The 12,719-nt window shown below is 63.7% G+C and carries 12 protein-coding genes; 8 read left to right on the plus strand and 4 right to left on the minus strand.

Annotation, left to right across the window (positions count from 1 at the left end; genetic code table 11):
- Positions 1-84 precede the first annotated feature (84 nt).
- The 5 genes from ACX36O_RS12985 (at position 85) to ACX36O_RS13005 (ending at position 5,678) form a co-directional block, all read left to right on the plus strand.
- Positions 85-1,566, plus strand: coding sequence for an amino acid permease (locus tag ACX36O_RS12985; protein WP_488359871.1), 1,482 nt, complete (start codon positions 85-87; stop codon positions 1,564-1,566).
- 252 nt (positions 1,567-1,818) lie between these two features.
- Complete coding sequence (locus tag ACX36O_RS12990; protein ID WP_213362132.1) at positions 1,819-4,140, plus strand: NADP-dependent malic enzyme; 2,322 nt, start codon at positions 1,819-1,821, stop codon at positions 4,138-4,140.
- Positions 4,141-4,659: 519 nt separating this feature from the next.
- Positions 4,660-4,992: a guanyl-specific ribonuclease gene (locus ACX36O_RS12995; protein ID WP_371686796.1), complete on the plus strand. Its 333-nt coding sequence runs from the start codon at positions 4,660-4,662 to the stop codon at positions 4,990-4,992.
- A gap of 54 nt (positions 4,993-5,046) precedes the next feature.
- Positions 5,047-5,469, plus strand: a complete 423-nt coding sequence (locus ACX36O_RS13000) for a barstar family protein (RefSeq protein ID WP_371686795.1) — start codon at positions 5,047-5,049, stop codon at positions 5,467-5,469.
- Positions 5,470-5,516: 47 nt separating this feature from the next.
- On the plus strand, positions 5,517-5,678 hold the full coding sequence (locus ACX36O_RS13005) for a hypothetical protein (RefSeq protein ID WP_159430741.1): 162 nt from the start codon (positions 5,517-5,519) through the stop codon (positions 5,676-5,678).
- A 102-nt stretch (positions 5,679-5,780) separates the two neighbouring features.
- On the opposite strand, the gene ACX36O_RS13010 is transcribed toward ACX36O_RS13005, so the two are convergent.
- A complete protein-coding gene (locus tag ACX36O_RS13010; protein WP_213362135.1) occupies positions 5,781-6,062 on the minus strand; it encodes a CopG family ribbon-helix-helix protein in 282 nt (93 codons plus the stop codon).
- A gap of 221 nt (positions 6,063-6,283) precedes the next feature.
- Here ACX36O_RS13010 and gyrB point away from each other — a divergent pair, with 221 nt between their 5' ends.
- Positions 6,284-8,866, plus strand: a complete 2,583-nt coding sequence (gene gyrB / locus ACX36O_RS13015) for a DNA topoisomerase (ATP-hydrolyzing) subunit B (RefSeq protein WP_213362136.1) — start codon at positions 6,284-6,286, stop codon at positions 8,864-8,866.
- A 188-nt stretch (positions 8,867-9,054) separates the two neighbouring features.
- On the opposite strand, the gene ACX36O_RS13020 is transcribed toward gyrB, so the two are convergent.
- The gene (locus ACX36O_RS13020; RefSeq protein WP_213362137.1) at positions 9,055-9,504 is read right to left on the minus strand and encodes a hypothetical protein; all 450 of its coding nucleotides are present in this window, start codon (positions 9,502-9,504) and stop codon (positions 9,055-9,057) included.
- A gap of 299 nt (positions 9,505-9,803) precedes the next feature.
- A complete protein-coding gene (locus tag ACX36O_RS13025) occupies positions 9,804-10,526 on the minus strand; it encodes an MOSC domain-containing protein (RefSeq protein WP_371699378.1) in 723 nt (240 codons plus the stop codon).
- Between the two features lie 130 nt (positions 10,527-10,656).
- Between ACX36O_RS13025 and ACX36O_RS13030 the strand changes: the two genes are divergently transcribed.
- Positions 10,657-11,010 (plus strand): zinc ribbon domain-containing protein YjdM, encoded by a 354-nt coding sequence (locus tag ACX36O_RS13030; RefSeq protein WP_213362139.1) that lies wholly within the window; start codon positions 10,657-10,659, stop codon positions 11,008-11,010.
- Positions 11,011-11,015: 5 nt separating this feature from the next.
- Positions 11,016-12,245, plus strand: a complete 1,230-nt coding sequence (locus tag ACX36O_RS13035; protein ID WP_213362140.1) for an MFS transporter — start codon at positions 11,016-11,018, stop codon at positions 12,243-12,245.
- Positions 12,246-12,355: 110 nt separating this feature from the next.
- Here ACX36O_RS13035 and ACX36O_RS13040 read toward each other — a convergent pair whose 3' ends face one another.
- Complete coding sequence (locus ACX36O_RS13040) at positions 12,356-12,718, minus strand: hypothetical protein (RefSeq protein ID WP_213362142.1); 363 nt, start codon at positions 12,716-12,718, stop codon at positions 12,356-12,358.
- Position 12,719 lies beyond the last annotated feature (1 nt).

The raw sequence follows: 12,719 nt of genomic DNA on the forward strand, positions 1-12,719 counted from the left end.
TTTTCTGCAGGGAGCGCATAGAATCCACCCCCATCAGGACTTTTTCCCGCCCGCCCCGTGCACCCTGCACCGGGCGGTTTTTCCATGACCCACGCCACCACCCAGGCCGACGCGGCCATGCATCGCCAGCTCAAGACGCGCCATCTCTCTATGATCGCCATCGGCGGCTGCATCGGCACCGGCCTGTTCATGGCCAGCGGCTCCGCCATCCACGAAGCCGGTCCCGGCGGCGCCCTGCTCGCCTACGCCGCCATCGGCTTCATGGTCTATTTCTTCATGACCTCGCTCGGCGAACTGGCCACCTACATGCCGGTAACGGGCTCCTTCAGCACCTATGCTGCACGCTTCGTGCACCCATCGCTCGGCTTCGCGCTGGGTTGGAACTACTGGTTCAACTGGGTCATCACGGTCGCGGCCGACGTCACCATTGCGGCGCTGGTCATCTCCTACTGGGAGCCGCTGCGCTTCATGCCGCCCTGGGCCTGGAGCGGGCTGATCCTGGCCATCATCGTGCTGCTCAACCTGCTGCCGGTGCGCGTCTATGGCGAAACCGAGTACTGGATGGCGCTGGTCAAGGTGGTGACGGTGATCGTGTTTCTGGGCGTGGGCGTACTCACCATCTTCGGCATCCTCGGCGGCGCCTATGTGGGCTTTTCCAACTTCACGCTGGGCGATGCGCCCTTCCTCGGCCAGGGCCTGGGCGGACAGTTCCTCACCACGCTGGGCGTGTTCCTGATCGCCGGCTTCTCCTTCCAGGGCACCGAGCTGATCGGCGTCACCGCGGGCGAATCGGAAGAACCGGAAAAAGCCATCCCGCAGGCCATCAAGCAGGTGTTCTGGCGCATCCTGATCTTCTACATCCTGGCGATTGCCGTGATCGGCCTGCTGATTCCCTACACCAGCCCCGAGCTGCTCGGTGGCAACGTGAACGAGATCGCCAAGTCGCCCTTCACGCTGGTGTTCGAGCGCGCCGGCCTGGCCTTTGCCGCCGCGGTGATGAATGCGGTGATCCTCACCTCCATCCTTTCGGCCGGCAACTCCGGCATGTATGCCTCCACCCGCATGCTGTTTGCCATGGGCCGCAGCGGCATGGCCTGGCCCATCTTCGGCCGCGCCTCGCGCCTGGGCGTGCCGCTGCCGGCCGTGCTGGCCACCAGCGCGGTGGTGCTGCTGGTGTTCCTGCTGCAGCAGGGCAGCGACAACGCCTACGCCTACGTGCTGGCCGCTTCCGGTCTCACCGGTTTCATCGCCTGGGTCGGCATCGCCATCAGCCACTACCGCTTCCGCCGCGCCTACATGGTGCAGGGGCGCGACGTGAACGCGCTGCGCTACCGCGCCCGCTGGTTCCCCTTCGGCCCGCTGATGGCGCTGGCCATGTGCCTGCTGGTCATCGTCGGGCAGGACACGCAGCTGCTGCTGCATGGCGACCTGAACTGGCAACGCCTGTCCGTCACCTACATGGGCATCCCGGTGTTTCTGGCCTTCTTCCTGTACCACAAGCTGCGCTACCGCACGCGCATGGTGACGCTGCAGGAGATGGATCTGCACCCCGATCCGCGCGCCTGAAACAGGCATTGCGCTTCGGCGCCGCTCCGCCGGCGGCAACTTTCCGTGCGTTGAGCTTCGGGGGGCACTTGTTGACGTCCGCGTCTACGTCCTTGCCCCGTTCATGACAATCGTAAAGCGCATGCCGCGCCGCGGGTTCTCCCGAACCCCGCACCGGCAGGAAACAGCACCTACAATCGGCATGTAACAGCCCCCGTTTTCCGGCCGGCACGCCACCCGTGTGCCGTGCCTTTTGTCGTTTCGGAGCCACCCATGCCCACTGATATTCCCGCCAGCAATCCCAGCAGCAGCACCAACCGCCACCCCGAGCTGCGCCAGGCCGCCCTCGACTACCACGAGCTGCCGCGCCCCGGCAAGATCAGCGTCGAGGCCACCAAGCAGATGGTGAACCAGCACGATCTGGCGCTGGCCTACTCCCCCGGCGTGGCCGCTCCCTGCGAGGAGATCGTGAAAGACCCCGCAGCCGCGTTCCGCTACACCGCGCGCGGCAACCTGGTCGGCGTGGTCACCAACGGCACCGCCGTGCTGGGCCTGGGCGACATCGGCCCGCTGGCCGGCAAGCCGGTGATGGAAGGCAAGGGCGTGCTGTTCAAGAAGTTCGCCGGCATCGACGTGTTCGACATCGAACTCAACGAAAAGGATCCGGACCGTCTGGTCGAGATCATCGCGGCCATGGAACCCACCTTCGGCGGCATCAACCTCGAAGACATCAAGGCCCCCGACTGCTTCTACATCGAGCGCAAGCTGCGCGAGCGCATGAAGATCCCGGTGTTCCACGATGACCAGCACGGCACCGCCATCGTTGTCGGCGCCGCCCTGCTCAACGGCCTGAAGGTGGTCGGCAAGAAGATCGAGGACGTGAAGGTCGTCACCTCCGGCGCCGGTGCCGCCGCGCTGGCCTGCATCAACCTGCTGGTCAAGCTCGGCGTGCGCCGCAGCAACATCTGGGTGACCGACCTGGCCGGCGTGGTCTACAAGGGCCGCACCGAGCTGATGGACGAGGACAAGGCCCAGTTCATGCAGGACACCCCGCTGCGCACGCTGGGCGAAATCATCGACGGTGCCGACGTGTTCCTCGGCCTGTCCGCTGGCGGCGTGCTCAAGCAGGACATGGTGCGCCGCATGGCCGACAAGCCGCTGATCTTCGCGCTGGCCAACCCCACGCCCGAAATCACGCCCGACGAAGTCAAACAGGTGCGCGACGACGCCCTGATGGCCACCGGCCGCACCGACTATCCGAACCAGGTCAACAACGTCCTGTGCTTCCCCTACATCTTCCGCGGCGCGCTCGACTGCGGCGCCACCACCATCACCGACGAGATGGAAATCGCGGCGGTGCACGCCATTGCCGAGCTGGCCCAGGCCGAGCAGAGCGAAGTGGTGGCTGCGGCCTACGTCGGCCATGAACTGGCCTTCGGCCCCGAATACCTGATTCCCAAGCCGTTCGATCCGCGCCTGATGATCAAGATCGCGCCGGCCGTGGCGGCGGCCGCCATGGAAGCCGGCGTGGCCGCACGCCCGATCTCCGACATGAACGCCTACCGCGAGAAGCTGCAGGCCTTCACCTACGCCTCCGGCTCCATCATGAAGCCGATCTTCGCCGCCGCCCGCCGCGCCGAGAAAAAGCGTGTGGTCTACGCCGAGGGCGAGGAAGAGCGCGTGTTGCGCGCCGTGCAGATCGTGGTGGACGAAAAGCTGGCCCGCCCCATCCTGGTCGGCCGCCCCGCCGTCATTGCCCAGCGCTGCGAGAAATTCGGCCTGCGCCTGAAGGAAGGCGAGCATTATGACGTGGTCAACGTCGAAAACGACCACCGCTACCGCGATTTCTGGCAGAGCTACTACCAGATGACCGCACGCAAGGGCATGACCATCCCGATCGCCAAGATCGAGATGCGCCGCCGCCTGTCGCTGATCAGCGCCATGATGGTGCTCAAGGGCCATGCCGACGGCATGATCTGCGGCACCTGGGGCACCAACGCCATGCACCTGCAGTACATCGACCAGGTCATCGGCCGCCGCGAAGGCGTGCACACCTACGCCGCGATGAACGCCCTGCTGCTGCCCGAGCGCCAGGTCTTCATCGTCGATACCCACATCAACTACGACCCGAGCGCCGAGCAGATCGCCGAGTACACCATCATGGCCGCGCAGGAAATGAAGCGCTTCGGCATCCGTCCCAAGGCCGCCCTGCTCAGCCACTCCAGCTTCGGCTCGTCCAACCAGCCCAGCGCCGAGAAGATGCGCGCCGTGCTGGCCCTGCTGCAGGAAACGGCCCCGTGGCTCGAGGTGGATGGCGAAATGCACGGTGACGCGGCGCTCGACGAGGACATGCGCCGCAAGCTGATGCCCGCCACCACCCTGAGCGGCTCGGCCAACCTGCTGGTCATGCCCAACCTGGATGCGGCCAACATCGCCTACAACCTGCTCAAGACGGCAGCCGGCGGCGGCATCGCCATCGGCCCGATCCTGCTGGGCGCGAGAAAGCCGGTGCACATCCTCACCGCCAGCGCCACTGTGCGCCGCATCGTCAACATGACGGCGGTGACGGTCTCCGAAGTGCACGCCGGACGCTGACCGCCGGCCGGCCGTTCATGCTGGCTGCGAACGGCGGATGTCCCGTCCGCTGTTCGCTCCCCGAGCCGCACCATGCTGCACTGCACGACGCGCCGCAGCCCTTGTCCGGCGCGGCTTTCACGCAAATAGCATATTCCCGCGCCAACAGGCAAGCGCCTTGTGGCAACCCCATGTTGCGTCCTGCACAATAGCCGCGCGCTATTGATTTCCCAAGGGCTTTGCGGCACACTTGCCCATCGGAAACCTTGTGAATCCTGTGATTCACAAGCCGTGCAAATGGAACCTCATGCTGACTGGAACCCGATGACTGCTGCCCTGTTCGCTGCCGCCACCCCCTGTGCGGCCGGCGCCACCGGCAGCCGGCCCGAGGCTCCGGTACGCAGCTGGCGAATCGCCCTGGCATCCGGTGCCGCCCTGCTCGCCCTGGCCTCGCTGACCAGCGCCTGCACGCCCCGCGCTGCCTCCAGCGTCGCGGCAGAAGCGCCTTCGCAGGCTTACGTGCAAACCGCACCCGAGCCCGTGCGTCCGCAGGCCGAACCCGCGAACAAGGCCGCCAAACCGGGCATGGCCTCGATCCGCGTCGCCGAACTGCCGCGCCAGGGCCAGATCGTCTACAAGATGATTCTGGCTGGCGGCCCGTTCCCGTTCGACAAGGACGGCGACGTGTTCGGCAACCGTGAACGCCTGCTGCCCAAGCATCCGCGCGGCTATTACCGTGAATATACCGTGGCCCCTGCTCACGCCCGCAACCGGGGCGCCAAGCGCATCGTTTGTGGAGGGGCCCCGCGCACACCGGACGTGTGTTACTACACCCAGGATCACTACAACAGCTTCCGCCAGATAGTGGACTAAGAACAACCCAGGATGCGGCTGCCCTCAAAGCGGACGCAGAAAGTCACCGTGAGCATCGACCCCAAACTCTCCCCAGAAACCACGCCATTGCGCAATGTACGCACGAACATCGTGCAGTCCATCCGCGCCTTCCGCGTGCCCGACCTGCAAGCCGCAGCCACCCAGATGGGCCACCACTTCCTGTATGCCAACCTGGGCGGCGCCCAGACCAAGCAGGACGTGCTGGACATGATCGCCCAGCAGTTCACCCTGCCGGCGCATTTCGGCAAGAACTTCGACGCCCTCTACGACTGCATCACCGACCCGCTGCACAAGTCGGGCCCGCAGCCGGGCTTCATCGTGGTGCTGGAGCAGATCCCCACCAACGCCAAGTTCGACAAGGAATCGCGCGAGCAACTGCTCGACATCTTCCGCGATGCCGCCGACTACTGGGGGGACCGGAAAATACCCTTCCGGTGTTTCTATTCTTTTCTGTAGCCCGTTCTGCACAAGCTGGCCAAGCAGAACGGGCGAAAACGGCTGAGGTGGAAATCACCGACGACGCCGATCCGGCCCTGGAAGAAGAAAAAATGCCCACCGACAAGATCGTGGACGTCTCCCCGCTGGCGCTGCGCATGAGCAGCCCGTTCAATGCCAACTACTGGCTGGCTGCGGTGAACGACAGCGATACGATGGCGACTGCCTGAGGCGGGGCGCTTTCTTCGTGCAAAAGCCACCTTCGGGTGGCTTTTGTGTTTGATACGGCCCGTTCCTGCGCTACGGAAACTATTCCGGCGTCCAGAGAACCCTCATGCGTCAGGCGCTTTGATCTGCTGACGCCTGGCAGCAAAGGCCGCCTCCACGTCCTCATTCGATCGGCCACGGCCGGCGTGCATCGAGGCCCGCCCGGCATCCACCTTGCGCTGCAGGTAGCTTTCGTAATCGCGCGCCTGGCGACGCTGCATGATGTAGTCGCGCATCAACTCGCGCACCACCTGCGAGGCAGGACGGTCTTCGCCGGCTGCTTCGCTCATGAAGTCGGCGCGCAATTGGGGATCGAGCTTGAGGGTGAAAACGGCATTTTTTGACATGGGACACTCCCGGGGCACGGTTGTTCAGTCAAAGTATATAAAACGTATATACCACGTCAATACCTCCTTGCCCTCTCGCCCCCGCGTAAACGCCCGAAATCCGACGACTGATTCCCCATGCGCATGGCTGCTGGCAAGCCCCATCCGAAGATCGGTCCCATCTCCCTGACGATCGTGCAAAATCCCCTGCAACCCCGCGTCAAATCTGCGAAAATGTCCGGATGACCGAATCGCAGAACCCTTCCGAGAACCTCCCGCAATCCACAGCCCCTGACACCAGCTACGGCGAAGGCGCGATCCAGATCCTGGAAGGTCTGGAAGCGGTGCGCAAGCGCCCGGGCATGTACATCGGCGATACCAGCGACGGCACCGGCCTGCACCATCTGGTGTTCGAGGTGGTCGACAACTCCATCGACGAGGCGCTGGCCGGCCACTGCGACGATATCGTCGTCACCATCCATGCGGACAACTCCATCAGCGTGAGCGACAACGGCCGCGGCATTCCCACCGGCGTCAAGATGGACGACAAGCACGAGCCCAAACGCTCGGCCGCCGAGATTGCCCTGACCGAGCTGCACGCCGGCGGCAAGTTCAACCAGAACAGCTACAAGGTGTCCGGCGGCCTGCACGGCGTGGGCGTGAGCTGCGTGAACGCACTCTCGAGCAAGTTGCGCCTGACGGTGCGCCGCGACGGCAAGGTGCACACGCTGCTGTTTGCGCAGGGCGTGGTGCAGGACCGCATCATCGAAGTGGTCGATGGGGTCGAGATCTCCCCGATGAAGATCACCGGCGATACCGAGAAGCGCGGCACCGAGGTGCACTTTCTGCCTGATACCGAAATCTTCAAGGAAAACAACGACTTCCACTACGAGATCCTGAGCAAGCGCCTGCGCGAGCTGAGCTTCCTGAACAACGGCGTGCGCATCCGCCTGAAGGACGAGCGCGAGGCGCGCGAGGATGACTTCTCCGGTGCGGGCGGCGTGAAGGGCTTTGTCGAGTTCATCAACGGCACCAAGAAGGTGCTGCACCCCAATGCCTTCCACGCCATGGGTTCGCGCCCGGCCGACAGCTACGGCGGTATTCCCGGCACCGAAATCGGCGTGGAAGTGGCCATGCAGTGGAACGATGGCTACAACGAGCAGGTGATCTGCTTCACCAACAACATTCCCCAGCGCGACGGCGGCACCCACCTGACCGGCCTGCGCGCCGCCATGACGCGCGTGATCAGCAAGTACATCGCCGACAACGAACTGGCCAAGAAGGCCAAGGTGGACGTGAGCGGCGACGACATGCGCGAGGGCCTGTGCTGCGTGCTGTCGGTGAAGGTGCCCGAGCCCAAGTTCAGCTCGCAGACCAAGGACAAGCTGGTCTCCAGCGAGGTGCGCGCGCCAGTGGAAGACATCGTGGCCAAGTCGCTGACGGATTTTCTGGAAGAGAACCCGAACGACGCCAAGATCATCTGCGGCAAGATCGTGGAGGCGGCGCGTGCGCGCGAGGCAGCGCGCAAGGCGCGCGAGATGACGCGCCGCAAGGGCGTGCTGGACGGCTTCGGCCTGCCCGGCAAGCTGGCCGATTGCCAGGAAAAAGACCCGTCGCTGTGCGAAATCTACATCGTAGAGGGTGACTCCGCCGGTGGCTCGGCCAAGCAGGGCCGCGACCGCAAGTTCCAGGCCATTCTGCCGCTGCGCGGCAAGATCCTGAACGTGGAAAAGGCGCGCTACGAAAAGCTGCTCACCAGCAACGAGATCGTCACGCTGATCACCGCGCTGGGCACCGGCATCGGCAAGGCGGCTGAAGACGGCAACGGCAAGAGCGGCAGCGACGATTTCAACATCGACAAGCTGCGCTACCACCGCATCATCATCATGACCGACGCGGATGTGGACGGCGCGCACATCCGCACGCTGCTGCTGACCTTCTTCTACCGCCAGATGCCCGAACTGGTCGAGCGCGGCCACATCTACATCGCCCAGCCGCCGCTGTACAAGGTGCGCGTGGGCAAGCAGGAGCAATACCTCAAGGACGCCAACGCGCTGCAGCAATACCTGAGCAACGTGGCGCTGGACGGCGCGCGCGTGGACCCGGGGGCAGGGCGCCCGATGCTGGAGGGCGAAACCCTGCGCACCCTGGCGCAGCGCTACGTGCAGGCCATGGCCGTGATCGACCGCCTGAGCACCTTCATGGACGGCCAGGCGCTGCGTACACTGGCCGGCTTCGGCCCTGGCGACGGCCTGCACCTGAGCCTGGACAACGCCGAACAAGCCGAAAGCAGCGCCCAGGCCCTGCAGCAGGCCATGCTGCTGGCCGGCAGCACCGCCAAGGTCACGCACGGCTTTGATGCGCGCACCGACAAGCACTACCTGCGCGTGGCGCGCATGCACCACGGCAACGAGCGCGCCAGCCTGATCACGCCCGAATTCGTGCACGGCGCCGACTACGCCGCGCTGCAAACCGCCAGCGACACCTTCAAGGGGCTGCTGGCCGAAGATGCGGTGGTGATGCGCGGGGAGGGCGAAAAGCAGAAATCCCAGCCGGTGAGCGACTTCCAGCAGGCCATGGACTGGCTGATGCAGCAGGCCGAAAGCGCCGTCAGCCGCCAGCGCTACAAGGGGCTGGGGGAGATGAACCCCGAGCAGCTGTGGGAAACGACGATGGATCCGGCTGTTCGTCGTCTGCTGCGCGTGCAGATTGATGATGCGATCGAGGCGGATCGGGTGTTTACGATGCTGATGGGGGATGAGGTGGAGCCGCGTCGCGACTTTATCGAGACTAATGCGTTGCGGGCGGCGAATTTGGATGTTTAAAACTGTCGGATGACTCGATTGGTGAAATCTGCGCCAAGTTCCTGAAAAATCGGTGACACATTAAGTTAAAAAGTCCGGAATAATCCGGACTTTTTGCTGTCGACTAAAGGAGCCGATGCAACTCAGAATGTCGTCACAAATCGTTGTGAGGCCAGTTTACCAAAAATCATTTCACTAGAGGACAATGTTCAACGAATATTTCCGCTATTTTTAATCAATCCCACCGGTATAAGATTCATAACGGTGTCACTCATAAATACTATGTAATATTCTTCATATCCTATGTACCCTCCATAGGAATTTTTTGCATTGACAGATATCCGACCAATATAGCCATATTTAAAGCTATCTTTATGGCAGCCTTTAATATATGCTTCTGCTGGGGAACAAGTAGATATCCATCCTTTCTGAGGCCGACTAATCCAGTCGTATTTTATGGAATCAGCATCCTTAAAACCATATTTTGCCCAGCGCTTAAAACCCGCATCAAATTGGTCATCATTAGGTTTATCTCCAAAATACACGTTTTGCAATAAGTCTGGAGTCGGCGAACTGCTAAGAACATAAGATCCGCCAAATTTCGTCGTACAACCAATCAGCATCATTGAAAACATGAAAGATAAAAGCACTTTTGTCATTCTAAAACTCCGCTAGGTTGATCAGGCATAGTCAAGGATACATTCTAATACAATTACCCTTAGTTCTATCCCTGTGGATTCTTCAAAGTGCAGACACGCTCGCTGTCATTGAAGAGAATAAGTTCCAGGCACAACACATCCAATTTTTGCAGCTTGCGCTTGTCGATGAATCCCAGGCGATGCAGATCCGAGGCCGTTTCGTGCACAGCCTCTAGGATTCCAGACTTGGCGTTTGGATTATTGCGAAGCATTGGCCACCTATTCCACTAGGTGATAGCGTTTTCAATGTATAGAATAGGCTATTGACTCCCCTGCAACCGCGAACCCCAATCCTCCACCAGCCCCGCATCCAGCCGCCGCGCAAACAACCGCTGCCACGAAGCCGGCAGCCCCAGTCCCAGCAGTTCCTGCATGACTGCGGGCTCACACTCCCGATCCCGAATCACCCCCAACACCCGCGCCACACTCCACTCCGGATAGGGCCGCCGCACCAGCCCGATCGCATCCCCCGCCCGCAGCTCCCCCGGCTCCAACACCCGCAAGTACCACCCCGCACGCAAGGAGTCCTGCACCCGCCGCGCCATGTCGGGAATGCCGAAGCGGTCATTCAGCTTCCAGCATGGCTGCCGCCCCTGGCTCACTTCCAGCAGTGCCGTGCCCACGCGCCACTGGTCGCGCAGGCACACGTTCCACTCGTCCACGCCCTCCACGCTGAGGTTTTCGCCAAACGCCGGCGCCGCCGCAAAGCGCGTGTTGTCCGGAAACTGCTCGCGCCAGGCCGCATAGTGGCTCCAGGCGTACACATGCACGGCCTTGTCCGGCCCGCCGTGCACGCGCCGGTCGCCTTGTTCGTCGCCCTGCAGGCCTTCCGTGCCCACCGCGATCGGCCCATCCACCGGCTGCCGGTCGATGGCGCTGAAGGTGCCGGGGCGGGTGTAGGGCACGGCCTTGCCGGTGTAGACGCCGAGAATCCTGCCGATGATGTCCATGCGCGCGTTCCTTGGGAAAGATAGAGCGATCATGCGCCATTTCCGCCCGCGTGCAAGCGGTGCCCCTGTGCGCGGCAAGGCAATCGGGCAGGGCACCACCGCCACGCAGCATCGGCAAGAGACTACACTCAAGCCATCCAAGCATTCCGACAATCACAAGACCATGCCCAATTCCACCATCCCCGCCTGCCCGCAATGCGGCCTTGAAAACACCTACCCCGACGGCGACAACTTCATCTGCCCCGATTGCGGCCACGAGTGGCCGGCTCAGGCGCAGGCCGAGGAGGGCGACGAGGCTTCTGCCGCCGCGCTCGATGCCAACGGCACCCCGCTGGCCGACGGCGATGCCGTGATTCTGGTGAAGGATCTGAAGGTGAAGGGCAGTTCCGTCACGCTCAAGAAGGGCACCAAGATCAAGAGCATCCGCCTAGTGGATGGCGCCGGCGGCCACAACGTGGATTGCAAGACCGAGCACGGCAGCATGATGCTGAAGTCGGAGTTCCTGAAGAAGGCCTGAACACCATGAGCACCCCCGCCAGCCCCAGCCCGGTCCCGCTCAGCCGCAACCGCCTGCTGTTCGTCTCGGGCACGGCCTGGCTGTTCGATGCCATGGACGTGGGCCTGCTGGCCTTTGTGCTGGCCGCGCTGAAGGTGAGCTGGTCGCTCACGCCAGCGCAGATGGGCTGGCTGGGCAGCATCAACTCCATCGGCATGGCCGTGGGCGCGGTGGCGTTCGGCATGTGGGCCGACAGGGTGGGGCGCCGGCGCGTGTTCATCGCCACGCTGCTGCTGTTTTCCATCGCCAGCGGGCTGAGTGCCTTTGCCACCAGCCTGGCGGTGCTGATGGCGCTGCGCTTTCTGATCGGCGCCGGTTTGGGCGGCGAATTGCCGGTGGCGTCCACCTACGTCTCCGAGCGCGTGCCGGCGCACGAGCGCGGGCGCGTGGTGGTGCTGCTGGAAAGCTTCTGGGCGGTGGGCTGGCTGCTGGCAGCGCTGATCGCCTATTTCGTGATGCCGCGCTTCGCGCCCGATACCGGCTGGCGCGTCGCCATGGTGCTGGGGGCCATTCCGGCGCTGTATGCGCTCTATCTGCGCCGTAGGCTGGATGATGACGCCCCCCAACCCGACACGCGCCAGCCCGTGCCACCGTGGACGGAGCGCCTCGCGCTGCTCTGGTCGGCCCCGCACCGCCGCAGCACGGCCATGCTGTGGCTGCTGTGGTTTACCGTGGTGTTCTCCTACTACGGCATGTTCCTGTGGCTGCCGAGCGTGATGGTGGCCAAGGGCTTTGCGCTGATCAAGAGCTTCGAATACGTGTTGATCATGACGCTGGCGCAGCTGCCGGGCTATTTCACCGCGGCCTGGCTGATCGAGCGCGCGGGGCGCAAGTTCGTGCTGGTGAGCTATCTGCTGGGCACGGCGGTCAGCGCCTGGGCCTTTGGCAATGCCGGCAGCGAGACCGCGCTGCTGGTGGCGGGCATCCTGCTGTCCTTCTTCAACCTGGGGGCCTGGGGTGCGCTGTATGCCTACACGCCCGAGAACTATCCGGGCAGCATCCGCGCCAGCGGCGTGGGCACGGCGGCGGGAATAGGGCGGCTGGGCGGCATTCTGGGGCCGCTGACGATTCCCCTCCTCGGCGCGCAGGGCTGGCCCACCAGCGCCATCTTCGCGCTGTTTGCCGTCACCATCGTGATCGGCGTGGCGGGGGTGCTGCTGCTCGGGCGCGAGACGCGTGGCCAGGTGATGGACTGAATCCGCCAGAGGCAGGAAGCAGCCCAGAGCGCGTTGCCATAAGCCGGTTGCTTCCGGCGCAGCCGTTTTCCGTCGGCGCACGGCCTGCGCCACGCACCCACTTTTTCGCTTTATCGCTTGTCTGCAGCAGCACTCGCAGCCTGCACGGCCTTCTCGCCTGCCGTCACGGCGGCGCTGGCTGCCTTTTCCGCCGCGGCCGCCACGTTCGAAGCAGCACGCTGCGCGGCATGGGCCGCCTCGTCATCCACCGAGCCCGGCACCGGCAGGGCCGCCGCATCCCGTGCGGCAGAGGCTGCCAGATCGGCATTGGCACGGGTGTTGGCCACGGCGTCGGACGCATTCACGGCCCGGGTAAGGGCTTCGCTGGTAGACGCTGGCGTTTCGGGACGGGCGGTGTCCCGGATTTCTTCGCTGCAGGCAGACAGGGTCAACGCGGCGGCGCAAGCCACGGCGGGCAGAATCATGCGTTTCATG

It is taken from the genome of Brachymonas sp. KE5 (genome assembly GCF_057773645.1).